Source organism: Stappia sp. P2PMeth1 (genome assembly GCF_900185735.1).
Taxonomy (GTDB): Bacteria; Pseudomonadota; Alphaproteobacteria; order Rhizobiales; family Stappiaceae; genus Stappia.
In genome coordinates, this window is sequence record NZ_FYAW01000011.1 from 125,472 (window position 1) to 150,499 (window position 25,028).

A 25,028-nucleotide genomic window follows, 5' to 3' on the forward strand; every position below is an offset into this window, starting at 1 on the left:
CTCAGCGGCCCGTCCCGGCGGGCTCCGCTACCAGGTATCCGAGCACCGCGCGCTTCAGACGCAGTGTCAGCCCGTTGATGTCCTTCTCCCCCGCCTCGATTGCCGCGCTCGACAATCCGTGGCACAGCGCGACGAGATCGAATGCCACGGATTCCGCATCGGCGATCCCGTGCCCGGCCAGCACATCCGCTACAATGTTCCGCAACTCTCCCTTGAGCTCTCGGGTTTCCGCATCGACCGGAAGCTCCGCCTCGACACGTTCCAGTGCCCGGGCAAGTTCAGGGCGGGTGAGATGGTGCTCGAGAGCGGCCGCCACCATGAGTTCCACCGTCGAAGCCAGACTTTCCTCACGTCCGAGATCCGCCGCCCGGCGCATGGTCAGAACCATATCGCGTCGCAGATCGCGGATCAGTTCGGCGAGGATCGCCTCCTTGCCGGGGAAATACTGGTAGAGCGAGCCCACCGAGACGCCCGCCCGCTCCGCAACCCGGTTGGTGGTCAGGGCGTGGCTTCCCTCGGCCTCCAGAATGCGAGCAGCGGCCTCAAGAACGGCCGCGCATGTCGCTTTGCTGCGCGTCTGAAGCGGAGTTTTGCGCGGTCTGAGTTCCGGCTCGGTCATGGCGCCCAATGCGAGTGTGAATGTGAGCAATTATTCGCATAATTGAGGCGACACGCGAAGCGATTTCCCCTCACCCGGACCACGCAGATGAGAAACCCCTTCAACCTTGCCTCCCGCACCGTTCTCGTGACCGGCGGCTCCCGCGGCATCGGACTGGAGCTGGTGCGCCAGTTGCTCGCCCGAGGCGCCTGCGTCCTTGCAACCGCGCGCGACATCACACCGCTCGACGATCTGGCCCAGGCGCATCCCGGCAGGCTCGACGCCTTCGCGGCCGACCTCGGCCGTACCGAGGGCGTTCGTGCCCTCGCCGATTGGGTGGCCACCCGCCATCCCGATTGCAGCGTCCTGATCAACAATGCCGCGATCATGCTGCATCAGCAGCTTGCCGCCGCTCCGCCCGCCTATCTCGACGAGATCGCCCGCGAAACCGCGGTCAACCTTGTGGCTCCCGCTCAACTGGCGACCGCCCTCCTGCCCCTGCTGGCACGCCACCCGTCTGCGGCCATCGTCAACGTCACCTCGGGCCTTGCCGTCGCGCCCAAGAAAGACGCCCCGGTCTATTGTGCCACCAAGGCCGGTCTGCGCAGCTTCACGCGCGCCTTGCGGGACCAGTGCCATGCAGCAAACCGCCGGATCCTCGTCAGCGATGTCGTGATGACGCTGGTCGATACCGGCCTGTCGCGTCCCTCCGCCGCCCGAAAATACCCGCCCGCACGCGCGGCCGCCGACCTGCTGCGTGGAGTGGAGGCAGGCCGGAAGGAGATCTGGATCGAGAAGGCCCGGCTGCTGAGGATCGTTCACCGGATCTCTCCCGCCTTCGCCTATCGGCTCCTTCGGAACCGCTGACGGACCGGCCGATACCGCGCCGGACACCCCCATTCTGCGGGAGCACCAGATGAGTCGAGACGGCTTCTTGCTTCAGTTTCTGCGCAAACCGCGGCAGGTCGCCGCCCTTGCCCCATCCTCCCGCGCCCTTGCGAAAGCGATGGTCGAGCAGGTGCCGCACCGGGCGAAACGGATTGCCGAGCTCGGCCCGGGAACGGGTGTCTTCACGCGATGCCTGGTCGACCACGGCATCGCCGAGCAGGACCTGACGCTGTTCGAGATCAATCCCCGTTTCGCGGACCTGCTTGCCCACCGCTTTCCGCGAGCCGTGCTGCACCGTCTGCCGGCCCAGGAACTGGCAGGGGTTGCCGGAGGTCCCTTCGACGCGGTCGTCTCCGGCCTGCCGCTGCTGTCGATGACCGCTGGCGAGCAGGAGGCAATCCTGGATGCTGCGTTCGCGCGGCTGGCGCCGGACGGCACCTTCATCCAGTTCACCTACGGCCCTGCCTCTCCCGTCCGTCGCGGGATATGCGGGAAGCTCCAGCTCACCTTCACGCGCACGCGCAGGATCTGGGCCAACCTGCCGCCGGCAACCGTCTATGTGTTCCGCCGGGCGAGGGTTCCCGCCCGCATCCTCGACATGGAGCCGGCGGCGGACGCCTGGACCACGAGGTGTCTGGAGCCGACCTAGGGTCAGGACGACCATTGCGGCCATATTAATGGGTCCTGACCCTAGAACAGCCGGCCGCCGAGCGGCACCTCCTGCTCGGGCGCCAGCAGAACGACCTCGCCATCGGCATCGGGCACCCCGAGCGTCAGGACTTCCGACATCATCGGGCCGATCTGGCGCGGTGGGAAATTCACCACCGCCAGCACCTGCCGGCCGATCAGGCCTTCCGGCGTGTAATGGCGGGTGATCTGGGCGCTGGACTTCTTGAGCCCGATCTCGGCTCCGAAATCGATCACCAGCTTGATCGCCGGCTTGCGCGCCTGCGGAAACGGCGCTGCCTCGACAATGCGGCCGACGCGGATATCGACCTTGAGGAAATCGTCAAAGGAAAGGACCGGCGAAACGGCCGCGTGGTCTTGCGTCATGATGGGTGATGTCCTGAACGACAAAAGGCGGGAGTGTGAAAACCCGCGCGGGCCTTTCGGCCGGCGCGGTTGTGCGGCGCTCCCGCCACTCTAGTCGTCAGGCAGCGCTCGGGGAAGCCCCCGAAGGAGCCGCCGCGTCTTGCGGCCCGTCGGCGCCCGGCGGCGGCGTGTCCTGCCGCGAACCCCGCGTGCGCGCCCGCGACAGCAGCGGCTTCAGGAACCTGCCGACCCGGTCGAGCCGGCCCATCCACACCTCGCCCTCGTCGAGCTGGCGGGCGAGCGCCGACATGGTGCGTGCAAGCCCGGGATCCTCGTCGTCCAGCCACACGTCGACGACCCGTCCGAAGGCGACGACCAGCGCCTGCGACATCACCGCCGCCCGCGGACCGGAGGCCGGAAGACCGGCCGCCGTCAGCATCCAGCGCTGCGAGGTCACCGCCTCCCTGTTCAGCTTCAGCGCGAACTGCGGATCGCATCGCACCGCCTTGCGCAGGGCGCGGATCGCATCCCTGTGCGGAGACAGCGCATCGAGGCGGGTCATCAGCACGTCGAACAGGCGCTCGCGCGCCGGCTCGCCCGCCATGTCCGGATCGATGGAATCGAGAACCGTCTGGTCGATGTCGGACAGGAATGCCCTCAGGCAGGCCGTCTTGCCGGGAAACTCCGCGCGCAGCACCGACAGCTTGACGCCCGCCTCGCGGGCGACATCCGCCATCTCGAAGCCGTGCCAGCCCTTCTCTCCCAGCAGGGACAGGAAGCTGGAAACGATCTTCTGCCTGGTCTTTGCCGTAGCCATGGGCTCCTCCGGATCACGCGGGACCGCGCTGCGCCACCCCTGCGATGGCCGATCGCGAACACATCCAACGGATGTAGGGACCCGGCACCGGATTTTCGAGCGTCAATGCAGGCAATGCGCGGCAGTGCCGCATCGCGCCCGTCGCCCCGTCAGCCGGCAAGCTCCTGCGACCGCTTGCGCGCCGCCGCCACCGCCTTGTCCATCACCGGCTGCAGGCCGCTATCCGGCTCCATCAGCACGGCAAGCGCGGCCGCGGTCGTTCCGTTCGGAGATGTGACGTTCTGTCGCAGCTCCGCCGCCGGCAGATCGGAGCGATAGAGCAATTCGCCGGCACCGCACACGGTCTGGCGCGCGATGCGCATGGCCAGATCCTCGGGCAGCCCGGCCTTGACGCCGGCCGCCGCCAACGCCTCCACAAGATAGAAGACATAGGCGGGGCCCGAGCCGCTGACGGCGGTCACCGCGTCGATCTGCTCTTCGTGCTCGATCCAGTCGGAGGCACCAATCGCCGTCAGCAACCGGTCGACGGTCGCCCGCTGCGCTCTGTCCGCCCTGTCATTGGCATAGGCGACGCTCATGCCGCGGCCGACCTGGGACGGCGTGTTCGGCATCACCCGCACGATAGCGACGTCGCCGAAGGCCTTGCGGAAGGCCGCGACCGGCGTGCCGGCGGCGACCGAGATCACCAGCGTGTGCGCATCGACCGCCGGCGCCAGACCGGGCAGCACATCGGCCATCACCTGCGGCTTCAGCGCCACCAGCAGCACGCCGGCCTTCAGCCCGTCGGTGACGGCCTCCGCATGGCGGATGCCGGAGGCGGAGACCATCTCGAGAAGCTCCGCCGACGGCTTCGGATCGATCACCAGAATGCTTCCGGCATCGGTCCCGGCGGCAAGCCAGCCGGCCAGCATCGCTCCGCCCATCTTGCCGGCACCGACAAGGACGAGCGGGCGCTCCTTGGAAAAACTCATGCCTCCCCCGCGGTTTCGAACAAGGCGGTGTCGATCGCCTCGGACGCGCTTTTACCGGCCCAGACCACGAACTGGAAGGCCTGGTAGTAGCGTTCGCAGGAGTCGAGCGCGTTGGTGAGCAGTCCCTCGATCTGCTTCGAGGTCGCTTCCGCGCCGCCGGCCAGCAGCAGCGACTGGCGGAAGATCACCACGCCCTCGCGGTTCCACAGGTCGAAATGCCCCATCCACAACTGTTCATTGACCAGCGCGAGCAGGCGCACGACCTCGGTGCGGCGCGGTTCCGGCACCTTGAGATCGAAGGCGCAGGCCAGATGCAGCGCCTCCAGATCCTCCATCCAGGAGAAGGAGACGTGATAGTCGCACCAGTGGCCGGCGACCGAAATCGTGATCTCCTCGTCGCAGGAGCGCTCGAAGGACCAGTCGTTGATGGCGGCGATGTGCTCGATCGTGTCGACGGGGTTGGCGGGCCGTTCGAAGTCGATGTCGATGAGGCTCATGGGGGTTCCTCTCGGCTTGCGGGCCATGCGCGGCGCTGCCGCGGCGCCTGGCCACCATGTCGGTCCGCAGGATGCTTGACCTGCCGCAAGCGAAAGTCCGCCAGCCGCGATGGCGTTTCATGCCCCTCTGCATCGCCGCCCCGCGAATCTCCGCCTGACTTCAGTATATAGGGAGAACCTAATTCAAGGATATGTTCACTTTTCCTTTACGCTTTTGAAGCTGTGGACGGCGACCGCCTCGCCCGGCCGCCGGCTCGCCCCGCAACGGACGCAGGGTGACAGTGTGACCTGATTCGCGAAATGTCAGTCGTCCGCCGCCTTGGCCTTGGCCGAGCGCGGCTTTGCCGCCGACGTCTCCAGCGCGGCGATACGAGCCTCCAGCTCGTCGAGCCGGTCGAGCGCCCGCGCCGCCATGTCCTTCACGACATCGTGGTCCTCGCGCTTGACCAGGTCCATGTCGGCGAGAAACCGTTCCGCCTGGGCGCGGAATGCCGTCTCCACCTCGCGGCGCGCACCCTGGGCGACACCGGCCATATCCGTCATCAGCTTGGCGAAATCGTCGAGAACCCGGTTCGGTCCCTGTGTCATGGCCAGTCCTTCCCTGCTGCCGGCCCACCGGGCCGCATATCACTTTCTCCTAGGTAGTGCGCTTTTCTGCGCGGCGAAACACCCCAGTCATCCGAACCTGAAGTTCGCCACATCTTGCAGCAGGCACCGAAGGAACGTCAGGTTCAAAGCAGATGACCGGCAAGCGTATGTTTCCATTGTGGTTTTCGAATCTGAGATGCGTCTGTTCCGGCAGCAACCCGGAGCGCATTTCACATTCGCCACACTGGTGAGGAGAAATCGCCGCAGCCTTGACGCAGGCGGCCGGGACCGGCAACGTCGCGCCGCATGTCCTGCCGGTCCGCCGGCGAGCCGGAGCCCCCATGCCGATCCTTGCCCTGCCCTTTCCCGCCATCGATCCCGTGCTGATCGAGATCGGTCCTTTCGCGATCCGCTGGTACGCGCTCGCCTATATCGCCGGCCTGCTGCTCGGCTGGCGCTACATGCGCGCACTGGTCGCCCGCGACGACCTGTGGGGCCGCACGCCGCGCCCCTCCCTGACCGACATCGACGATTTCGTCGTCTATGCGACCATCGGCACGATCCTCGGCGGGCGGCTCGGCTATGTGCTGTTCTACGCACCGGCCTATTACCTGCAGAACCCGCTGGACATCCTGCAGGTGTGGTCGGGCGGCATGTCCTTCCATGGCGGCTTCCTCGGCGTCGTTCTCGCCATGGTTCTCTTCGCCTGGCGGCGCGGCATTCCGCTGTGGACCCTGTTCGACCTTGCCGGCGCCGTCGCGCCCATCGGCCTGTTCTTCGGGCGCATCGCCAACTTCATCAACAGCGAGCTGTGGGGCCGGGTGACGGATGTGCCCTGGGCCTTCGTCTTTCCCGATGGCGGGCCGGAGCCTCGCCACCCGAGCCAGCTCTATGAGGCAGCGCTCGAAGGGCTGCTGCTGCTCGTCGTCGCGCGCATCGTGCTGCTGCGCGGCGGCTTCCGGCGGCCGGGCCTTGTCGCCGGCGTCTTTGCGCTCGGCTATGGCCTGTCCCGCTCCTTCGTCGAGTTCTTCCGCGTGCCGGACGCGCATATCGGCTATCTCGGGCCGGGCCTGACCATGGGCATCCTGCTGTCGCTGCCGATGATCGCCGCCGGCCTGTGGGCGATCGCCCGCGCCCTGCGCAACCCGCCGGCGGATCGCGCGGCGTGAGCCGGAGCAGTGCCTTCCCTTCCGGCACGGGGCCGCTCGGCGCGCGCATTCGCGCGCTGATCGAGACCGGCGGCCCCCTGTCGGTCTTCGACTTCATGGGCCTGTGCCTCACTGACCCCGAGCACGGCTATTACATGCGGGCCGAGCCCTTCGGGGCGGATGGCGACTTCATCACCGCGCCGGAAGTCAGCCAGTTCTTCGGCGAACTGGTCGGCGCCTGGGCCGTCGCGGCGCATGCGGCGCTCGGCAGCCCGCGCCCCTTTCATCTGGTCGAGCTCGGCCCCGGCCGCGGCACCTTGATGGCCGACATGCTGCGCGTCGCCGCCCTGCGCCCCGCGTTCCGCGAGGCGGCCTCGCTGCATCTCGTGGAGACCAGTCGGCGGCTGCGCGAGATCCAGCGCGCCACCCTGGGAGATGCCTCGGCGACCGCACGGTGGCACGACCGCATCGCCGATCTTCCGGAAGACGCGCCGCTGGTCGTTGTCGCCAACGAGTTCTTCGACGCCCTCCCCATCCGCCAATATGTCCGAACCGCGCAAGGCTGGCGCGAGCGGGCCGTCGGGCTCGACGAACAGGGCGCGCTGCGCTTTGTCGCCGGCACCGGCAGCCTCGATGCGGCAGAGCTGCCGGCCGGCCTTGCGGGCGCCGCCGAGGGCACGATCCTGGAAACCCAGCCGCTTGCCAATGCGCTGATGGAGGAGCTTGGCGCCCGCATCGCCCGCCAGGGCGGCCTCCTGCTCGCCATCGACTACGGCTACGCCCGCACCGCGCCCGGCGACACGCTGCAGGCCCTGCGCGCCCATCGCCCTGTCGAGGTGCTTGCCGAACCCGGCCGCGCCGATCTCACCGCCCATGTCAACTTCGAGGCGCTGGCCCGCGCTGCCCGCGCAGGCGGACTGCGCCCGCGTGCCCTGACGACGCAAGGCGACTTCCTGCTCGGCCTCGGCCTGCTGGAACGGGCCGGCCAGGTCGGCGCCGGCCGTTCGCCGCAGGAGCAGGAGCGGATCCGCGGCGAGGTCGAGCGGCTCGCCGCGCCGCAGGAAATGGGCGAGCTCTTCAAGGTGCTGGCCGTCGCCGGGCCGGACGTCGTCCTGCCGCTTTTCGATGGCGTTTGACAGCCGCCCCGCTTCAAACCACCATCCCGGCGAACATCCCGCCCGCCACGCAACAGTCCGACAGGCCCATGCTCACCTCCCCGGATCTTTCCGCCCTTCCCGGTCTCTCGCACGGCTTCTTCACCCGGCGGGGCGGCGTCTCCGGCGGCCTCTATGCCTCGCTCAACATCGGCCTCGGCTCGAAGGATGAGCGCGCCGCCGTCACGGAAAACCGCGCCCGCGTCGCCAGCCTGCTCGGGGTTGCTCCCGGCGCGCTGCTGTCGCCCTACCAGCACCATTCGCCGGATGCGATCGTGGTCGATGCGCCCTTCGAGCCGGGCGCCCAGCCGCGCGGCGACGCGCTGGTGACCGACCGCCCGGGCCTTGCGCTCGCCATCTCCACCGCCGATTGCGGCCCGGTGCTTTTCGCCGATCCGCAGGCCCGCGTCGTCGGCGCGGCCCATGCCGGCTGGCGCGGCGCCCTCACCGGCGTGCTGGAGGCGACGCTTGCCGCCATGCAGCGGCTCGGCGCCCGCAACGAACGGGTGATCGCCGTGCTCGGCCCGACCATCTCCGGCGCGAATTACGAGGTCGGCGAGGAGTTCCGCGCCCGCTTCCTCGATGCCGACGGGGCGAACGAGCGCTTCTTCTCGCCCTCCGACAAGGCCGGCCATGCGCTGTTCGACCTGCCGGCCTACATTCTTGCCCGGCTCGATGCCGCCGGCGTTGCCACCGCCGCCAGTCTCGACCGCTGCACCTATGCGGAGGAGGAGCTGTTCTTCTCCTACCGCCGCGCCACCCATCGCGGCGAGCCCGACTACGGCCGCCTCGTCTCCGCAATCACCCTTTCGGAAAGCTGATCATGTCGCTCGCCTTCACGCGGGAGGAATACGCCTCCCGCCTCGATGCCCTTCGCGCCCGCATGGCCGAGACCGGCCACGACGCCCTGCTGCTCTTCGCCCAGGAGAGCATGTACTGGCTCACCGGCTACGACACGTTCGGCTTCTGCTTCTTCCAGTCGATGGTGGTGACCTGTGACGGGCGGATCGTCCTGCTGACCCGCTCCGCCGACCTGCGCCAGGCGCAGCTCACCTCGATCGTCGACGACATCCGCGTGTGGGAGGACCGCGACGGCGCCTCGCCCGTGCTGCAACTGCGCGACCTCATCGCCGAGCTCGGCCTCGGCGGCGCCCGCATCGGCGTCGAATACGACACCCACGGCATGACCGGGCGCATCGCCATCGACATCGCGACGCTGATGTCCGATGTCGCGCGCCTCGAAGACGCATCGATGACCGTCCAGCACCTGCGCGCGGTCAAGTCGCCGGCCGAGATCGCCTATGTCCGCCGTGCCGCCAGCCTGACGGATGCCGCCTATGAGGCCGCCCTGCCGCTGATCCGGGAGGGCGCGCGCGAGGGCGAGATCCTCGCCGCCATGCAGGGCGCGGTCTTTGCCGGCGACGGCGACTATCCGGGCAACGAGTTCATCATCGGCTCCGGGCCCGAAGCCCTGCTATGCCGCTACCAGAGCGGCCGCCGGGTGCTGGATCGCAACGACCAGTTGACCCTGGAATGGGCCGGCGCCTTCCGCCGCTATCATGTCGCCGCCATGCGCACGGTGATCGTCGGCGAGCCGACCGGCCGGCATGTCGCCCTCTATGAAGCCGCTCGTGCCGCGCTTGCCGCGGTCGAGGAGTGCCTCGTGCCGGGCCGCACCTTCGGCGAGGTCTTCGAGGCCCATGCCCGCGAGATCGACGCGCGCGGCGAAGGTGCCCACCGGCTCAACGCCTGCGGCTATTCGCTGGGTGCGCGTTTCGCGCCGAGCTGGATGGACTGGCCGATGGCCTATCGCGGCAATCCGGCCCGCATCGTGCCGGGCATGGTCGTCTTCACCCACATGATCCTGATGGATTCGGACAGCGGCGCCGCCATGTCGCTCGGTCAGACCTACCTGACGCACGAGGGCGGCGCGGAGTGTCTTTCCAAGCTCCCCCTCGACCTGCCGGTCAAGGCGGGCTAAACGAAGAAACCGAACGGAGCCATGACCGGCGGCAGGCGGGTGCCGTCCATGGCCACCGGGCAAGCACCGACGACGGACACGGGGACCAGCAAGGCCAGATGAGCGCGTTCCACCTCACCAGAAAATCCGCTCTGCGAGCCGTCGTGCCGGCGCTTGCGCTGCTGCTGGCCGCCTGCGCCGGCGATCCGACGCCATCGGCCTCCATCTCCGGCGCGAGCGCTCCTGCGGCGAGCCGGCCGGTGCCCAGCGTTCCGGCCGATCAGGCGACATTCGCCTTCGAACCCTTCACCGGCGCTCCCGGCAACATCGCCGATGCCCTGTCGCGGCAGATCGGCACCGAGGCGCGCGAGCAGAACCTGCGCCTGGTGCGCCGGGTCGGAGCTCCGGCGACCTATCGCATCAACGGCTATCTCTCCGCGTCCGGCGACCAGTCCCAGACGACGCTGTTCTATGTGTTCGACATCGTCGACGCCGGCGGCAACAGGCTGCACCGGATCCTCGGCCAGGAATCGGCGCCGGGCTCGTCCGGCGATCCCTGGTCCGGCGTCGACGACACCGCGCTCAACCGGGCTGCCCGCCGTTCGGTGGCCGAACTCGCCGCCTGGCTGCGCCGCTGAGCGCGCCGCGATCCGGGAAAATTTGCCGGCAGGCCCACTGGCCGGTTGTGCAAGGCGGGACGCGTTGTTAAAACGCCGCCGCCTGTTGGAGGAAGGCTCGCCGATGCCGGACTCCGGTCTGGCCTGCCGCGCTTCGACCTAGGCCACGAAAGAAGACCAGACAGACCACCGTGTGACCCTGTCGTACCGGCGCTGCGTTCCCCGTGCGGCGGCGGACCCAAGAAAGGACTTGCGGGCCATGAAGATCGTCGCGGGCAATTCCAATCGCGCGCTTGCAGAGGAAATCTCGTCCTATCTCGGGGCGCCCCTGGCAAAGTGTCAGGTGCGCCGTTTCGCCGACCAGGAGATTTTCGTCGAACTGCAGGAAAACGTACGCGGCGAGGACGTTTTCGTCCTGCAGTCGACCAGCTTTCCGGCCAATGACCACCTGATGGAGCTGCTGATCGTCATCGACGCGCTGCGCCGCTCCTCCGCCAAGCGCATCACCGCCGTCGTGCCCTATTTCGGCTATGCCCGTCAGGACCGCCGCGCTTCCGGCCGCACGCCGATCTCGGCCAAGCTGGTCGCCAACCTGATCACCCATGCCGGCGCCCACCGCGTGCTGACGCTGGATCTCCACGCCGGCCAGATCCAGGGCTTCTTCGACATTCCGACCGACAACCTGTTCGCCGCGCCGGTGATGACCCGCGACATCAAGGAGCGCTATTCGACGGACAACGTCATGGTCGTCTCGCCGGATGTCGGCGGCGTGGTGCGCGCCCGCGCGCTCGCCAAGCGCATCGACGCACCGCTGGCGATCGTCGACAAGCGCCGCGACAAGCCTGGCGAGTCGGAAGTCATGAACATCATCGGCGATCCGTCGGGCCGCGACTGCATCCTCGTCGACGACATCGTCGATTCCGGCGGCACCCTGTGCAACGCCGCCGAGGCGCTGCTCAACCAGGGCGCCAAGTCGGTCACCGCCTATATCACCCATGGCGTCCTGTCGGGCGGCGCGGTCGCGCGCGTGTCCTCGTCGAAGCTCAAGGAACTGGTCATCACCAATTCCATCGAGCCGACCGCCGCGGTGCTTGCCGCGCCGAACATCCGCACCGTCTCGATCGCCCCCTTGATGGGCGAGGCGATCTCGCGCACCGCGCTCGAACAGTCGGTGTCGAGCCTCTTCGGCTGATCGCCAGCCAGGGCCATGCCTCTCGAACGCCCGGATGCCGCATGGCTCCGGGCGTTTCTGCTTTTGCCCGTTAACGCCGATCAGCCGCGCCAGGCCAGCAGCCAGCGCTCCAACCGGCCGATCAGCCAGCTAACGATCAGCCCGAGCATCGACAGGATCGCGACGCCGGCCAGCAACTGGTCGGTGGCGAACAGGCTGCCGGCCATCAGGATATAGGCGCCGACGCCGTATTCGGCGCCGATCATCTCGGCCGCCACCAGCAGGATGATGCCGATCGACGCCGAGATCCGGCAGCCGGACAGGATCGCCGGCATGGCGCCGGGCAGGATGATCTTGCGCACGATGGAGCGCCAGGACAGGCCGAAGGACTGGCCCATGCGCACCAGGGTGCGGTCGACATTGTCGACCCCGCCATAGGTGGCGATTACCGTCGGGAAGAACGTGCCGAACAGGATCGTGGCGACCTTCGAGCCCTCGCCGATGCCGAACCAGATCACGAAGAGCGGCAAGAGGGCGATCTTCGGGATCGGGAACAGGGCCGAGACCAGCGGCAACAGGCCGGCGCGGGCCAGCGAGAACAGGCCGATGGCGAGCCCGACGGTGATGCCGAGGGCGGTGCCGAGCGTCCAGCCGATGACGAGGCGCTGCAGCGAGGCCGACAGATGCCGCCAGAGCTGCCCCGATTCGACCAGATAGCTGAAAGCTTCGAACGCCTCGCTCGGTGCCGGCAGCACCAGGTTGCTGATCACGCCGCTGCGCGATCCCGCCTCCCACAGCGCGACGATCGCCAGGAACACGAACGGCCCGATCAGCCGGATCGGCACCGGGCGAAAACCGCCGCCGCGATAGGGAACCGGGCGCAGACCCTCGCGTTGCTCCCCGGCTGCCCGGCCGCCGGACGTCTGGTCAAGCGACGACTGCTCAAGCGACGTCATCGGCGATCTCCCTGTCGGCGGCACGCGCCTCGTCGCGCAGGAGCTGCCACAGCTCGCGCTGCACGGCATCGAGCTTCGGATCGCCCGCCTCGCGCGCGCCGAGATCGCGGTCGATCTCCACGATGGTGCGGATGCGTCCCGGCCGGCGCGACAGCACGACGATGCGGTGGCCGAGGCGCACCGCCTCGGCCAGATTGTGGGTGACGTAGCAGGCGGTGAAGCGCTCGCGCTGCCACAGGGCGACGAGGTCGTCCATCAGCAGCTCGCGCGTCTGGCTGTCGAGCGCCGACAGCGGCTCGTCCATCAGCATCACCGCCGGGCGCACGCTGAGCGCCCTCGCGATGGCGACGCGCTGCTTCATGCCGCCGGAAAGCTGCCGCGGCAGCGCCTTGCGGAAATCGGACAGCCCCGTGCGCTCCAGCACGTCGGCGACGATCGTCTCGCGCTCCGCTGCGGACAGCGGATGGTCCTCCAGCACCAAGGAGACATTCGCCTCGACGCTGCGCCAGGGCAGCAGGGCGAAGTCCTGGAACACATAGGTCAGCGGGTTGAGCGACCCGGCAGGCACCTCGCCGGACAGCAGAACCTCGCCCTCGTCCGGCCGCTCCAGCCCGCCGATGAAGCGCAGCAGGGTCGACTTGCCGCAGCCCGACGGACCGATGATGCAGACGATCTCACCCTCACTGACCGTGAGGTCGATGCCGTTCAGCACCTCGGTCGCGCCGTAGCGATGCGTGATCCCGCGCAGCAGGAGATCCATCGGCTGCGTTCCTTGCCCGTTCTTCGCCCGGCCGGGCGTCAGTCCGTCTCGACGAAGGACGGGTCGACCAGCAGTTCCATCGTCACCGTCGCGGGGACCAGCTTCTCCGACTGGAACCAGGCGAGCTGGTCGGCGATCGAGGCCATGTTCAGCTTCGCCCCCTCGTTGACGCGCATCGCGCCGCTGCGGATCGAGGGCGCCGCCTTCTCGTAAGGCTCGTCGTTGTTGACGTATTTGTGCAGCAGTTGCACCAGCGCCTCGGCCTCTTCCTCGGTCGTGGTCTTGTCGATCAAGGCCGCGTTGAAGTCGGCCGCGCCCTTGGAAAAGGCCGCAAGGAAGCGCTTGACCAGGTCCGGCTTGTCCACCGTGTTGGCGGTCGAGGTGAAGACCGTGGTCACCTGATAGGCCGGGATATAGTCGGCGACCATGCCGATCGCCTCGATCTCCGGCCCCTCGGCCAGCGGCTTGGCGATATGCGGGACGATCGCCCAGGCGTCGATCTGCCCGGTCTTCAGCGCGCCGATGATCGCGCCGACCTTCTGCAGCGGCCGAAGGGTCAGTTCCGAGCGGTCGAAGCCTTCCTTGTCGGCGATCTTGTGGGCGATGTAGTGGAACGACGACCCGGTCTGGGTGATGCCGAAGCTCTTGCCCTTGAGCTGCGCCGGCGAGGTCACGCCCGCGTCATAGGCCGCCTTGGACACCAGGATCATCTGCCCGTCGACGCCCGGCTCCTCCTGCAGGCCGCCGCCGACCACCTTGATCGCGCCCTTCTCGGCAAGGTTGATCAGGCCGCCGGAAATCGCCGTGATGCCGAAGTCGACATCCCCGGAGGCGATCGCCACCGCCATCGGCTGCGCCGCCTGGAAATACTCGAAGGTGACGTCGAGGCCTTCCTCGGCGAAATAGCCGCGCTCGAAGGCGATGAAGCTCGGCGCATGCGAGGTGAAGCGCAGCGCGCCGACGGTGATCTTGTCGGCCGCGACGGCGCTGGCCAGCGGCGCGAGGCTCACGCCGGCGGCAATGCCGGCAGCCGCCGCCAGTTTCACGAATCCGCGTTTGGTCAAAGCCTTCATGGCACCCTCCCGATATGGCCGGTCGTCCGCGCCGGTCCTGTTGTGTCCGTCTCGCGGACGTTCCCTGCCTGCCGGCGCAACCCTGTCGAGCGGCGACGCGGGGCGGCAATGTGCCGGCGCAGGTGACCGCAGCCGGCCCGACTTGTCAATCTGTGCAGGGTCTTATCGTTGATCGCAGCGGCGGGCCTACAGTTCTTCCACATCGATCCCGAAGGTCAGCGCCCCGATCGGCTCCCCCGTCTGCGGGTCGACGACGGGCAGGCTCACCTGGCTCTGCACGGTGTGGGTGGACAGGTCTTCCTCCAGCGGGCCGATATGCAGGCTGTGCGGCCCGGCGAGGAAAGTCTTCTGCCACTTGTCCTCATCGCCCTGCCAGTAGTCGGTGGTCACCCGGCTGACCGCGACATTGAGTCCGACGGCGTCCATCAGGATGATTTCCGTGAACAGCCCCTGGCTGTCGTCCTGCAGCCTTGCCAGATAGCGGGAAACCTCGTGGTCCAGCACACCGGCAATGAGCAGGCCGTGGCTGCCGCTTTCCGCCTCCCTTATCCATTGCTCGTCGAGCTCGGTGATCTGCTCCTGGGTGTATTGCGCGGTCTGCCGGTTCTGCTCGCGCACCGCCGCGATCACCCGCGGCGACCGGGCCACCTCGGCAAGCCGCGTCCTTGCCAGCACGGCGAGATCGCTCTCGAAGACATTCAGGCCGGTGCCCTGCGCGGGACCGGCCAAGGCCGCCGCGAGCAACGAAACCGCCATCAGCCTGAAAACCCTGGTCAGCATGATCCCCCCCATCATTGCCCGGTCCGCCGCACCGGCCGGTGCGCGGGCGCACCCTATCCGGACCAGACTCTCATGGGGAAAGCGCAGGTTCGCACCTTCCTTGCGGCGATGCCGCCATAGAAATCCGCTTTGACGGCAACATGCAAGCGGCTCGGCCCCGGCCTTGCACTGAAATTGACGTTGCGGCAGAGTAATCGGGCCGGCGGGCACACGCGCAGCCTGCCGCAATGGCAGCGCATTTTCCGCGAAAACCCCGCCCGCGCTTGCCCTTTTCCGCGCCTTCGGCTATAGCAGCCGCGCGCACCTGCACCCCTGGAGGCGGCGCATCGGGTCGGCATGCCGCATCGAGGCGACAATGCCCTCCCCTTTCACGAGACATCAAGGAGAACTACCATGGCTGAAGGCTATGTGCTGAAGGCTTCGGTGAGGGATCGGGTTGGCAAGGGGGCCGCTCGCGCACTTCGCCGTGAAGGCCTCGTCCCCGCCGTGATCTACGGCGAGAAGAAAGCTGCCCTGCCGATCGCGATTCCGATCAAGGAGTCCACGATCGCCCTGCACCGCGGCGGCTTCATGACCCAGCTCGGCACCATCGAGGTCGACGGCGTCGCGCACCGCGTGATCGCCAAGGACTACCAGCTCGACCCGGTCCGCGACGACCTGATCCATGTCGACTTCCTGCGCGTGTCCAAGGGCGCGACGCTGACCGTCGACGTGCCGGTCCACTTCGTCAACGAAGAGAAGTGCCCGGGCATCAAGGCCGGCGGCGTGCTCAACGTGGTGCGCCACACGGTCGAGATGACCGTGCCCGGCGACGCCATTCCGGACGCGCTGGTCATCGATCTCGCCAAGGCCAAGGTTGGCGATTCGATCCACATTTCGGCCGTGGCCATTCCGGCCGGCTGCGCCCCGACCATCACCGATCGCGATTTCACCATCGCGACGATCGCCGCTCCCGGCGGCGGTGCCGGTTCGGCTGGAGACGGTGCCGAGGAGGAGAGCGAGGGCTGAGCCCCCGCTCGCCGGCCGGCGCGGAGAAGTGACGGGGAGTTCCCATGCGCCTCATCGTCGGCCTCGGCAATCCGGGCGAGAAATACGCCCGCAACCGCCACAATATCGGCTTTCTGGCCGTGGACGCGATCCACGGCCGGAATTCCACCTTCGGCCCGTGGCGGAGCCGCTTTCACGCGGATGTCAGCGAGGGCCTTCTCGACGGCGAGAAGGTGATGCTGATGAAACCCCAGACCTATATGAACGAGTCCGGCCGTGCGGTCGGCGACGCCGCCCGCTTCTACAAGCTCGCGCCCGCCGACGTCATCGTGCTCTACGACGAGCTCGACCTGCCGCCGGGCAAGGTTCGCACCAAGGTCGGGGGCGGCAGCGGCGGCCATAACGGCATCCGCTCGATCGACGCCCATCTGGGCAAGGAGTATTCGCGCGTGCGGCTCGGCATCGGCCATCCCGGCCACAAGGACCGCGTCACCGCCTATGTGCTGGGCGATTTCGCCAAGGTCGACGCCGACTGGCTCGACCCGTTGCTCGACAAGATCGCCGCGGAGGCCGGCCTGCTGGCCGGCGGCCACCATTCGGAATTCTGCAACCGGCTGCATCTGGCGCTCGCCCCGGCAAAGCCGCAGAAGCCCCGCAAGGAGCCCGGCGCGGGCGTGGGCGGCACCTCCCGCGATCCGAATCCGCCGCTGCCGCGGCGCGGCGGCGACAGCGCGCCCAAGACCGGTGCGCCCAAGACCAGTACGCCCAAGACCAGTACGCCCAAGACGGGGCTCGCCGAGCAGCTCGCGCGCATGTTTGGAAAGAAGGACTGAGACGAGATGGGATTCCAGTGCGGCATTGTCGGCCTGCCGAATGTGGGCAAGTCCACGCTGTTCAACGCCTTGACCAAGACCGCGGCGGCCCAGGCGGCGAACTATCCCTTCTGCACCATCGAGCCGAACACCGGCGAGGTCGCCGTGCCGGATCCGCGCCTGAAGGATATCGCCCGGATCGCCAAGTCGGCCAGTATCGTCCCCACCCGTCTCACCTTCGTCGACATTGCCGGCCTGGTGCGCGGCGCCTCCAAGGGCGAGGGCCTCGGCAACCAGTTCCTCGCCAATATCCGCGAGGTCGACGCCATCGCTCATGTGCTGCGCTGCTTCGAGGATGACGACATCACCCATGTCGAGGGCCGCATCGATCCCATCGCCGATGCCCAGACCGTCGAGACCGAGCTGATGATCGCCGACATGGAGAGCCTCGAGCGTCGTCTCGCGCCGCTGAAGAAGAAGGCGACCGGCGGCGACAAGGACGCCAAGGCGGTGATCCCGATCATGGAAGGGGCGCTGGAGCTCTTGCGCGACGGCAAGCCGGCGCGCCTGCTCGACGTGTCGGGCCCGGACGAGCGCAAGATCCTCGCCGGCCTCAACCTGCTGACCACCAAGCCGATCCTCTATGTCTGCAATGTCGAGGAAGCCTGCTCGGCCACCGGCAATGCCCAGTCCGAGCGGGTGCGCGAGATGGCCGAGGCGGAAGGCGCCGCCTGCGTCGTGATCTCCGCCGCCATCGAGTCCGAGATCGCCCAGCTCGACGATGCGGAACAGGCCGAGTATCTGGAGACCATGGGTCTCGAGGAGCCGGGTCTCGACCGGCTGATCCGCGCCGGCTACGACCTGCTCGACCTGATCACCTATTTCACCGCCGGCCCGAAGGAAGCCCGCGCCTGGACGATCCGCAAGGGCACCAAGGCGCCGCAGGCGGCCGGCGTCATCCACAGCGATTTCGAGCGCGGCTTCATCCGTGCCCAGACCATCGCCTTCGACGATTTCGTCACCCTTGGCGGCGAAACGGCGGCCAAGGAAGCGGGCAAGGCCCGCGACGAAGGCAAGGAATATGTGGTCAAGGACGGCGACGTGCTGCTGTTCAAGTTCAACACCTGACGGCGGCCGCGCGAAGCGACTCGCGCTTTTCCCAAGGCCGGATTAGTCTTCCGGCCGCCGCCGTCGTGGCGGCCTCTCCTGAGGAAAACCGCATGTCCCATCGCATGCTCGCGGCCGCTTCGGCGGCGCTGTTCCTTTGCGCGTCCACGGCCCTCGCGGGCACGGGCTCGGAAGGCTATTTCCAGATCTACAACAACACGGACGACAACACCGTCGTCGGCTTCTACACCAACGACGGCAGCGGCTGGTCGAGCAACTGGCTCAGCCAGCCGATCCGCCCGGACGAGTCTGCGCGCGCCGAGTTCACCGCCGACAGCGGCTCCTGCGCCCAGACCTTCCGGGTCGGCTGGCTCGCGGAGAGCGGCGGCGAGGTGCTCGACGATCCGATCGACATCGACATCTGCGAGGCCAGCAACGTCTATCTCGACGACAACGAGATCTATTACGACTGAGCGTCGACGCGCGGCCGGAGGCTCTCGACAGCGGCGTCCGGCTGCGTATAGATCGGCGTCATGACCACGTTCAGAAGCTTTGAGGATTTCGAGCCGGGCGAGACCATTGCGCTCGGCTCGAAAACCGTCACCCGCGAAGAGATCATCGCTTTCGCAGCCGAGTTCGACCCCCAGCCGTTTCACCTGGATGATGCGGCGGGCGAAGCCTCCCTGCTCGGCGGCCTTGCCGCCTCCGGCTGGCACACGATCGCCATGCTGATGCGCCTGCTGTGCGACAATCTCCTGCTGAATTCGAGCGGCAAGGGCTCGCCCGGCGTCGAGGAAGTGCGGTGGATGCGCCCCGTCCGCCCCGGCGACGTGTTGACCGCCAGCGCCGAGGTCATCTCCAGCCGGGTGCTCAACTCCCGCCCGGATCTCGGCATGGTCGACTTCCTGTTCACCGTCACCGACCAGACCGGAACGCCGGTCATGACCCAGCGCAACAAGATCCTCTTCGGCAGGCGGGAGGTGTCGCAATGACCTGGTTCGAGGACATGGTCGTCGGCGAGCGCCGCGAGCTCGGCAGCCATCATTTTACGCCGGAGGAGATCGTCCGCTTCGCGCAGGCTTATGATCCCCAGCCCTTCCACCTGTCGGATGAGGGGGCGGCGCAGACCCATTTCGGGCGCCTGTGCGCCTCCGGCTGGCACACCGCCTCCGTCTGGATGAAGCTGATGGTCGCCCATATCCGGGCCGACTGCGAAAGGCTCGGCACGCCCTCGCGTCTCGGCCCCTCCCCCGGCTTCACCGACCTGAAGTGGATCCGCCCGGTCTATGCCGGCGACACGATCTCCTACAGCTCGACCTTGCTGGAGAAGCGCGACATGCGCACGCGGCCGCAATGGGGCCTGCTGATCCATGGCAACGAGGGCGTCAACCAGGACGGCGTGACGGTGTTCTCCTTCACCGGCAAGGTGCTGGTCGCCCGCCGTCCTGCTGCCTGAGCGCCGCCGCTACAGCCGGCGGGCGAAGACCACCTCGTCGCGGATCGGGATGCCGTATTCGCCGAGCGCCGGGATCTCCGGCTTGAGCTTGCGCTCCTCGTCGATCGCGCCGGGCACCACCTTCTCCAGCCGGAAGTCGCGGCGCTGGTAGAAGCGGAAGGCGTCGAGATTGTCGTTGGAGGTGCGCACCAGCAGCCGGCGGATGCCGTTCTCGACCGCGGCTCCAGCCACCGCCTTGAGCAGCAAGGTGCCGACGCCGCCCCAGCGGTTCAGCGAATCGAGCGTCAGGATCTCCCATTCCCGCTCGCGCTGGATCAGCGTGACAAGGCCGACGATCTCGCCCGCTTCATCCACCGCGATGAAGCCGGGCAGGCGCGAGGCGTCGATCATCTCGCCCTCGATCAGGATCTCCGGGCTGGTCCATCGCCGGGTCAGCAGTTCGACCGCCGCCGCGTGGTCGTCCTCCGTCTTGCTGCGAATGGTAACCGTCATGGTCGGGTCCTCGTGATGCGCGGGCGGGCGCGCCCGCCATATTCGCCAGCCACATTAGCGCCGGAACAGCCGTTCGCCGAGCCCCTGCCGCGCCTGCCAGCCGGCGCGCTCCAGTTCCGGCTCGTCTTGCTCCTCCTGCGGATAGCCGATGCACAGATAGGCGACCAGCCGCCAGTCGGCCGGCACGTCGAGCGCGGCCGCGACCTCCTGCGGATCGAGGATCGACACCCAGCCGAGGCCGACGCCCCGCGCCCGTGCCGCCAGCCACAGCGTACTGATCGCGCAGACGCAGGAATAGGCGAGCATCTCCGGCATGGTCCGCCGGCCGAGGCCGCCGCCCTGGTCGGTCGCCTCGTCGCAGAAGACGGCAAGCTGCACCGGCGCGACCCTCAAGCCCTCCAGCTTCAGCCGGGCGTAGAGCTCGGCCCGCTCGCCCTCGTAGGACGACAGCGCGTCGGCATTGGCCTTGCGGAAACTGCCCCGCACCGCCTCGCGCCGGGCGGGATCGTCCACCAGCACGAAACGCCAGGGCTGGCTGTTGCCGACGGAGGGCGACAGATGCGCCTGCGCCAGAAGCGCCTCCAGAAGCCCCTCGGGCAGCGGCTGCGGGTCGAACTGGCGCACGTCCCGCCGCCAGACGAACAGCGCCTGCAACCCGTCGAGAAAGGCCGCGTCGAACACCGGCGTCCCGCCGTCTTGCCCGTCTGCGCGGCGGGCCGGGTCGCGGGGCGCCGCGCCGCTCAATGGCCCGGAAAGTCCACCAGCGTGCGCACCGGAACGCCCAGGGCTTCCAGTCGCGCCCGCCCGCCGAGATCCGGCAGGTCGACGATGAAACAGGCCGCCACCACGTCCGCGCCCATCCGCTGCAGCAGCTTGGTGGCCGCCTCCGCCGTGCCGCCCGTGGCGATCAGGTCGTCGATCAGGATCACCTTCTCGCCGGGCCGGATCGCGTCCTTGTGCATCTCCATCTCGTCGAGCCCGTATTCCAGCGAATAGGCAATGCGCACCGTCTCGTGCGGCAGCTTGCCCTTCTTGCGGATCGGCACGAAGCCGGCCGACAACTGATGCGCCACCGCCCCGCCGAGGATGAAGCCGCGCGCCTCGATGCCGGCGATCTGGTCGACCTTGGCGCCCGCCCAGGGCTGCACCAAGGCGTCGACCGCCCGGCGGAAGGCGCGCGCGTTGCCGAGCAGCGTGGTGATGTCGCGAAACAGGATGCCCGTCTTCGGATAGTCCGGGATGGTGCGGATCGCCGCCTTCAGCTCCTGCGAGACCGTTTCAGTCGTCATTGCCCGTCCGTCTTGCTTGTTTCGGCGCGCCTGCCCGTCCGGCGACGGCGCAACCGTTTGGTGGGGGAGTTTGCCACATTCGCCGGTCCGGCAAAGCGGTTTCGTTCGCCGCGCCGGCTTCCCTTAGCGGAAGAGCACGCGGCCGGCGACGGCGTCGAGCCGGGCCACCAGTTCGGGATCGCGCGCCTCCACGCTCGTCATCACCGCGTATTCGAGCGCGGTGTCCGAGCCGATCGGGCAGGCCTCGTGCTCGCGCGGCAGGTCGCGTGCGAGGCGCGCGACGAGCTGGCGCGCATGGTCGGCATTGTCGTGCAGCACCTTGATGATCGACTGGATGTCGACCGCCCCGTGATCGGGATGCCAGCTATCGTAGTCGGTGACCATCGCCACCGTCGCGTAGCAGATCTCCGCCTCGCGGGCGAGCTTGGCCTCCGGCATGTTGGTCATGCCGATCACGTCGCAGTTCCAGCTCCGGTAGAGGTTGCTCTCCGCCAGCGAGGAGAATTGCGAGCCCTCCATGGCGAGATAGGTGCCGCCGCGATGGAAGGTCAGCGCCTCCGCGGCCGCTGCCGCCGCGACATGGTCGACCAGGCGCGGCGACACCGGCTCGGCCATCGACACATGCGCGACGCAGCCCTTGCCGAAGAAGCTCTTGGCCCGCGCGAAGGTGCGGTCGATGAACTGGTCGACCAGCACGAAATGGCCCGGCGCCATCGCCTCGTTCAGCGATCCGACGGCGGAGACCGACACCAGCGAGGTGACGCCGCAGCGCTTCATCACGTCGATATTGGCGCGGTAGTTGATGTCGGACGGGGCGAAGCGGTGACCCCGCCCGTGGCGCGGCAGGAACACCACCTTGAGCCCGTCCACCTCGCCGATCCGCACGGCATCGGACGGCTCGCCCCAGGGGCTGTCGACCCGCACCCACTCCGCGTCCTGCAACGCCGGCAGGTCGTAGAGACCCGATCCGCCGATCACCCCGAGCACAGCCTTGACCATCCGCGCAACTCCTCTGCCCTGCCTGTTGCGATAGCATTCCCGCCGCGATGTTCCAACCGCCCGGCGGACATGAAAAGGCCGCCGGATCGCTCCGGCGGCCGATTGTTCAGAATTTTCGTCGTGGTCGCTTAGTGATCGACGTCGCGCCAGACCGACTTCTTGGTGAAGTACAGCAGCGAGGCGAAGACGATGAGGAAGATCATCACGCGGAAGCCCATCCGCTTGCGCTCCTCGAGCTTCGGCTCGGCGACCCACATCATGAAGGCCGAGACGTCCTTGGCATACTGCTCGACCGTGGTCGGAGTGCCGTCGGTATACTCGACGCCATCGGCGAACAGCGGCGGCGCCATGGCCAGCGTCTGTCCGGCGATGAACTTCGGATTGTAGTACTGGCCGGCCGGCACATCCAAGTCGTCCGGCGCGTCTTCATAGCCCACGAGCAGGTTGTAGATATAGTCCGGACCCTGCTCCTGGTACTGCGTGAAGATGTCGAAGATGAAGCCCGGGAACCCGCTCGCCACGGCGCGGGCCTTGGCCAGCGTCGAGAAGTCCGGCGGATAGGCGCCGCCATTGGCGGCGCGCGCCGCCTGCTGGTTCGGGAACGGCGAGGGCCAGCGGTCGGAGGGGATCGCAGCGACCTCCTCCATCTCGCCATCGTCGTTCGGGCCCTTCATCACGGTGTATTCCGCCGCGATCACCTTGACCTGGTCTTCGGTGAAGCCCGGCCCGCCCGGCTCCGCAAGGTTGCGGAACGCCATGAAATTGGCGCCGTGACAGGAGGCGCAGACCTCCTTGTACACCTTGAAGCCGCGCTGGAGCTGGGCCTTGTCATACTGGCCGAACGGGCCAGAGAAAGACCACTGCTGCCGCTCGATATGCGGCCCTTCGCCGGCGGCCATGGCCGGCGCGGCGACTGCCAGAGCCGCCACGGCCAGCAGGGCGCCACGCACGGATTTGATCATCGTCTTCATTGAGGAGAACTCCCAATCCCGTCCGTGTGTCACTTCGTTTCCGGCGCCGCGACCGCACCGGCCGGCTTGCCGCCGCCGCTGAGCACGGCTTCCGAGATCGAGGCCGGCAGCTCCTTCGGCTTCTCCAGGAAGCCCAGCAGCGGCAGGATGATCAGGAAGTGGGCGAAGTAATAGGTCGTCAGGATGCGGGCCGCAATCACATAGCCGCCCTCCGCCGGCATCGCGCCGAGATAGCCAAGGCCGACGCAGACCGCGACGAAGATCCAGAAGAACTGCTTGAACAGCGGCCGGTAGGTGCCGGAACGGACCTTCGAGGTGTCAAGCCACGGCAGCACGAACATCACCGCGATCGAGCCGAACATCAGGACGACGCCGCCGAGCTTGTCCGGAACCGCGCGCAGGATCGCGTAGAACGGCAGGAAGTACCACTCGGGAACGATATGCGCCGGGGTGACCAGCGGATCGGCCTCGATGTAGTTGTCGGCGTGACCCATGTAGTTCGGGATGTAGAACACGAAGTAGGCGAACAGGATCATGAACACCACGATCGCGAACAGGTCCTTGATCGTGTAATACGGGTGGAACGGGATCGTGTCCTGCTTGGTCTTCGGGTTGATGCCCGTCGGGTTGTTGTTGCCCGTGGTGTGGAATGCCCACACGTGCAGCAGCACGACGCCGAAGATCATGAACGGCAGCAGATAGTGCAGCGAGAAGAAGCGGTTCAGCGTCGGATTGTCGACCGCGAAGCCGCCCCACAGCCAGTTCACGATCGGCTCGCCGACCAGCGGCAGCGCCGAGAACAGGTTGGTGATCACCGTGGCGCCCCAGAAGGACATCTGGCCCCAGGGCAGCACGTAGCCCATGAAGGCGGTCGCCATCATGATCAGGAAGATCACGACGCCGAGGATCCACGAGATCTCGCGCGGCGCCTTGTAGGAGCCGTAATACATGCCGCGGAACATGTGGATGAACACGGCAATGAAGAACATCGACGCGCCGTTGGCGTGCAGGTAGCGCAGCAGCCAGCCGAAATTCACGTCGCGCATGATGTGCTCGACAGAGGCGAAGGCGAGCGCGGTGTTCGGCGTGTAATGCATCACCAGCACGATGCCGGTGACGATCTGCGCGATCAGCACGAAGAACAGGATACCGCCGAAGGTCCACCAGTAATTGAGGTTCTTCGGGGTCGGGAAATCGACGAAGGAACCGCGAACGAGCGAAATGACCGGCAAGCGGCTCTCGAGCCACTTCGCCGCCGCGCTCTGCGGCACGTAGTTGGAATGTCCAGCCATGGCTGCCTCTCCTCTGGAATGCCGCGTATCAACCGATCTGAATCACGTTGTCCGAGATGAACTCGAACGGCGGGATCAGGAGATTCTCGGGTGCGGGTCCCTTGCGGATCCGGCCGGCCGTGTCGTAGTGCGAACCGTGGCAAGGGCAGAACCAGCCGCCGAAATCGCCGGCCTGTCCGAGCGGAATGCAGCCAAGATGGGTACAGACGCCGACCATCACGATCAGCGCTTCGCGGCCCTCGACGCCGCGGTTGGCATCGGTCGCCTGCGCATCGGCGCCAAGGTTGGCGTTGCGCGCGTAGGGATCGGGGAGATCGGAGATCGCGACGGCATTGGCCTCCTCGATCTCGCGGGCGCTGCGGTTGCGGATGAACACCGGCTTGCCGCGCCACATCACCTTGATTTCCTGCCCCTCGTCGATGGCCGAGATGTCGACCTCGATGGATGCCAGCGACAAGGCGGACGCATCCGGGTTCATCTGGTCGATGAAGGGCCAGGCGAGCGCGGCTGCGCCAACCGCCCCCATCGCACCGGTCGCGATATAGAGGAAATCGCGGCGAGTGGGTTCGACCGTATCCTGCTGTGCCAAGGTCGCGTCCTCTTTTAACCTACA

At 67.6% G+C, this 25,028-nt stretch carries 31 protein-coding genes; 14 read left to right on the top strand and 17 right to left on the bottom strand.

Annotated features, from left to right (window positions below; translation table 11 throughout):
• Nucleotide 1: 1 nt before the first annotated feature.
• Nucleotides 2-619: a TetR/AcrR family transcriptional regulator gene (locus tag P2PM1_RS06495; protein ID WP_186398553.1), complete on the bottom strand. Its 618-nt coding sequence runs from the start codon at nt 617-619 to the stop codon at nt 2-4.
• A gap of 87 nt (nt 620-706) precedes the next feature.
• On the opposite strand from P2PM1_RS06495, the gene P2PM1_RS06500 reads away from it, so the two are divergent.
• Both P2PM1_RS06500 and P2PM1_RS06505 read left to right on the top strand, forming a co-directional pair.
• On the top strand, nt 707-1,465 hold the full coding sequence (locus tag P2PM1_RS06500) for an SDR family oxidoreductase (protein WP_186398554.1): 759 nt from the start codon (nt 707-709) through the stop codon (nt 1,463-1,465).
• 67 nt (nt 1,466-1,532) lie between these two features.
• On the top strand, nt 1,533-2,135 hold the full coding sequence (locus P2PM1_RS06505; protein WP_186394485.1) for a class I SAM-dependent methyltransferase: 603 nt from the start codon (nt 1,533-1,535) through the stop codon (nt 2,133-2,135).
• Between the two features lie 41 nt (nt 2,136-2,176).
• Here P2PM1_RS06505 and P2PM1_RS06510 read toward each other — a convergent pair whose 3' ends face one another.
• The 5 genes from P2PM1_RS06510 to P2PM1_RS06530 form a co-directional block, all read right to left on the bottom strand.
• Entirely contained in the window at nt 2,177-2,539 is a 363-nt protein-coding gene (locus P2PM1_RS06510; protein WP_186387229.1) for a tRNA-binding protein, read from the bottom strand.
• A gap of 97 nt (nt 2,540-2,636) precedes the next feature.
• The gene (locus P2PM1_RS06515) at nt 2,637-3,335 is read right to left on the bottom strand and encodes a TetR/AcrR family transcriptional regulator (protein WP_186387228.1); all 699 of its coding nucleotides are present in this window, start codon (nt 3,333-3,335) and stop codon (nt 2,637-2,639) included.
• Nucleotides 3,336-3,484: 149 nt separating this feature from the next.
• Nucleotides 3,485-4,306 (bottom strand): pyrroline-5-carboxylate reductase, encoded by an 822-nt coding sequence (gene proC, locus P2PM1_RS06520; protein WP_186398555.1) that lies wholly within the window; start codon nt 4,304-4,306, stop codon nt 3,485-3,487.
• Entirely contained in the window at nt 4,303-4,803 is a 501-nt protein-coding gene (locus P2PM1_RS06525) for a YbjN domain-containing protein (protein ID WP_186387226.1), read from the bottom strand. The genes proC and P2PM1_RS06525 overlap by 4 nt, the downstream gene beginning before the upstream one ends.
• A gap of 303 nt (nt 4,804-5,106) precedes the next feature.
• The gene (locus P2PM1_RS06530) at nt 5,107-5,391 is read right to left on the bottom strand and encodes an accessory factor UbiK family protein (protein WP_186387225.1); all 285 of its coding nucleotides are present in this window, start codon (nt 5,389-5,391) and stop codon (nt 5,107-5,109) included.
• A 341-nt stretch (nt 5,392-5,732) separates the two neighbouring features.
• Here P2PM1_RS06530 and lgt point away from each other — a divergent pair, with 341 nt between their 5' ends.
• From lgt to P2PM1_RS06560, 6 genes are all read left to right on the top strand, one after another.
• Complete coding sequence (gene lgt, locus P2PM1_RS06535) at nt 5,733-6,560, top strand: prolipoprotein diacylglyceryl transferase (RefSeq protein ID WP_186394489.1); 828 nt, start codon at nt 5,733-5,735, stop codon at nt 6,558-6,560.
• On the top strand, nt 6,557-7,675 hold the full coding sequence (locus tag P2PM1_RS06540) for a class I SAM-dependent methyltransferase (RefSeq protein WP_244301428.1): 1,119 nt from the start codon (nt 6,557-6,559) through the stop codon (nt 7,673-7,675). Before lgt ends, P2PM1_RS06540 begins: the two co-directional genes overlap by 4 nt.
• A 68-nt stretch (nt 7,676-7,743) precedes the next feature.
• The gene (gene pgeF, locus P2PM1_RS06545) at nt 7,744-8,514 is read left to right on the top strand and encodes a peptidoglycan editing factor PgeF (RefSeq protein ID WP_186398556.1); all 771 of its coding nucleotides are present in this window, start codon (nt 7,744-7,746) and stop codon (nt 8,512-8,514) included.
• A gap of 2 nt (nt 8,515-8,516) precedes the next feature.
• A complete protein-coding gene (locus tag P2PM1_RS06550; protein WP_186398557.1) occupies nt 8,517-9,674 on the top strand; it encodes a Xaa-Pro peptidase family protein in 1,158 nt (385 codons plus the stop codon).
• A gap of 98 nt (nt 9,675-9,772) precedes the next feature.
• Complete coding sequence (locus P2PM1_RS06555; protein ID WP_186387221.1) at nt 9,773-10,291, top strand: hypothetical protein; 519 nt, start codon at nt 9,773-9,775, stop codon at nt 10,289-10,291.
• A 238-nt stretch (nt 10,292-10,529) separates the two neighbouring features.
• Nucleotides 10,530-11,462 (top strand): ribose-phosphate pyrophosphokinase, encoded by a 933-nt coding sequence (locus tag P2PM1_RS06560; RefSeq protein ID WP_186387220.1) that lies wholly within the window; start codon nt 10,530-10,532, stop codon nt 11,460-11,462.
• 80 nt (nt 11,463-11,542) lie between these two features.
• On the opposite strand, the gene P2PM1_RS06565 is transcribed toward P2PM1_RS06560, so the two are convergent.
• From P2PM1_RS06565 to P2PM1_RS06580, 4 genes are all read right to left on the bottom strand, one after another.
• Nucleotides 11,543-12,397, bottom strand: coding sequence for an ABC transporter permease (locus tag P2PM1_RS06565; RefSeq protein WP_186387219.1), 855 nt, complete (start codon nt 12,395-12,397; stop codon nt 11,543-11,545).
• Nucleotides 12,384-13,157, bottom strand: a complete 774-nt coding sequence (locus P2PM1_RS06570; protein ID WP_186398558.1) for an ABC transporter ATP-binding protein — start codon at nt 13,155-13,157, stop codon at nt 12,384-12,386. The genes P2PM1_RS06565 and P2PM1_RS06570 overlap by 14 nt, the downstream gene beginning before the upstream one ends.
• Nucleotides 13,158-13,195: 38 nt before the next feature.
• The gene (locus P2PM1_RS06575; RefSeq protein WP_186398559.1) at nt 13,196-14,230 is read right to left on the bottom strand and encodes an ABC transporter substrate-binding protein; all 1,035 of its coding nucleotides are present in this window, start codon (nt 14,228-14,230) and stop codon (nt 13,196-13,198) included.
• Nucleotides 14,231-14,416: 186 nt separating this feature from the next.
• The gene (locus tag P2PM1_RS06580; RefSeq protein WP_186398560.1) at nt 14,417-15,010 is read right to left on the bottom strand and encodes a cache domain-containing protein; all 594 of its coding nucleotides are present in this window, start codon (nt 15,008-15,010) and stop codon (nt 14,417-14,419) included.
• A gap of 393 nt (nt 15,011-15,403) precedes the next feature.
• Here P2PM1_RS06580 and P2PM1_RS06585 point away from each other — a divergent pair, with 393 nt between their 5' ends.
• The 6 genes from P2PM1_RS06585 (at nt 15,404) to P2PM1_RS06610 (ending at nt 19,372) form a co-directional block, all read left to right on the top strand.
• Nucleotides 15,404-16,018: a 50S ribosomal protein L25/general stress protein Ctc gene (locus P2PM1_RS06585; RefSeq protein WP_186398561.1), complete on the top strand. Its 615-nt coding sequence runs from the start codon at nt 15,404-15,406 to the stop codon at nt 16,016-16,018.
• Nucleotides 16,019-16,062: 44 nt separating this feature from the next.
• Complete coding sequence (gene pth, locus P2PM1_RS06590) at nt 16,063-16,830, top strand: aminoacyl-tRNA hydrolase (protein WP_186398562.1); 768 nt, start codon at nt 16,063-16,065, stop codon at nt 16,828-16,830.
• A 6-nt stretch (nt 16,831-16,836) separates the two neighbouring features.
• Entirely contained in the window at nt 16,837-17,937 is a 1,101-nt protein-coding gene (gene ychF, locus P2PM1_RS06595; protein WP_186387213.1) for a redox-regulated ATPase YchF, read from the top strand.
• A 92-nt stretch (nt 17,938-18,029) separates the two neighbouring features.
• Nucleotides 18,030-18,389, top strand: a complete 360-nt coding sequence (locus P2PM1_RS06600) for a hypothetical protein (protein WP_186387212.1) — start codon at nt 18,030-18,032, stop codon at nt 18,387-18,389.
• 60 nt (nt 18,390-18,449) lie between these two features.
• Nucleotides 18,450-18,908, top strand: coding sequence for a MaoC family dehydratase (locus P2PM1_RS06605; protein WP_186387211.1), 459 nt, complete (start codon nt 18,450-18,452; stop codon nt 18,906-18,908).
• Nucleotides 18,905-19,372 (top strand): MaoC family dehydratase, encoded by a 468-nt coding sequence (locus P2PM1_RS06610; RefSeq protein ID WP_186398563.1) that lies wholly within the window; start codon nt 18,905-18,907, stop codon nt 19,370-19,372. The genes P2PM1_RS06605 and P2PM1_RS06610 overlap by 4 nt, the downstream gene beginning before the upstream one ends.
• 9 nt (nt 19,373-19,381) lie before the next feature.
• On the opposite strand, the gene P2PM1_RS06615 is transcribed toward P2PM1_RS06610, so the two are convergent.
• The 7 genes from P2PM1_RS06615 to petA all read right to left on the bottom strand — a co-directional run bounded on the left by P2PM1_RS06615 (nt 19,382) and on the right by petA (nt 25,004).
• Nucleotides 19,382-19,864 carry a GNAT family N-acetyltransferase gene (locus P2PM1_RS06615; RefSeq protein ID WP_186387209.1) on the bottom strand — a complete coding sequence of 161 codons (483 nt, stop codon included), beginning with the start codon at nt 19,862-19,864 and terminating at the stop codon, nt 19,382-19,384.
• 54 nt (nt 19,865-19,918) lie between these two features.
• Nucleotides 19,919-20,545, bottom strand: coding sequence for a 5,6-dimethylbenzimidazole synthase (bluB, locus tag P2PM1_RS06620; protein WP_244301429.1), 627 nt, complete (start codon nt 20,543-20,545; stop codon nt 19,919-19,921).
• A gap of 59 nt (nt 20,546-20,604) precedes the next feature.
• Nucleotides 20,605-21,153 carry an adenine phosphoribosyltransferase gene (locus P2PM1_RS06625; RefSeq protein ID WP_186387207.1) on the bottom strand — a complete coding sequence of 183 codons (549 nt, stop codon included), beginning with the start codon at nt 21,151-21,153 and terminating at the stop codon, nt 20,605-20,607.
• Between the two features lie 123 nt (nt 21,154-21,276).
• Nucleotides 21,277-22,152 (bottom strand): S-methyl-5'-thioadenosine phosphorylase, encoded by an 876-nt coding sequence (locus P2PM1_RS06630; RefSeq protein ID WP_186398565.1) that lies wholly within the window; start codon nt 22,150-22,152, stop codon nt 21,277-21,279.
• A gap of 128 nt (nt 22,153-22,280) precedes the next feature.
• Nucleotides 22,281-23,123: a cytochrome c1 gene (locus P2PM1_RS06635; RefSeq protein ID WP_186398566.1), complete on the bottom strand. Its 843-nt coding sequence runs from the start codon at nt 23,121-23,123 to the stop codon at nt 22,281-22,283.
• Between the two features lie 29 nt (nt 23,124-23,152).
• Nucleotides 23,153-24,415: a cytochrome b/b6 gene (locus P2PM1_RS06640; RefSeq protein WP_186398567.1), complete on the bottom strand. Its 1,263-nt coding sequence runs from the start codon at nt 24,413-24,415 to the stop codon at nt 23,153-23,155.
• Between the two features lie 28 nt (nt 24,416-24,443).
• Nucleotides 24,444-25,004, bottom strand: coding sequence for a ubiquinol-cytochrome c reductase iron-sulfur subunit (petA, locus tag P2PM1_RS06645; protein ID WP_244293017.1), 561 nt, complete (start codon nt 25,002-25,004; stop codon nt 24,444-24,446).
• Between the last annotated feature and the right edge of the window lie 24 nt (nt 25,005-25,028).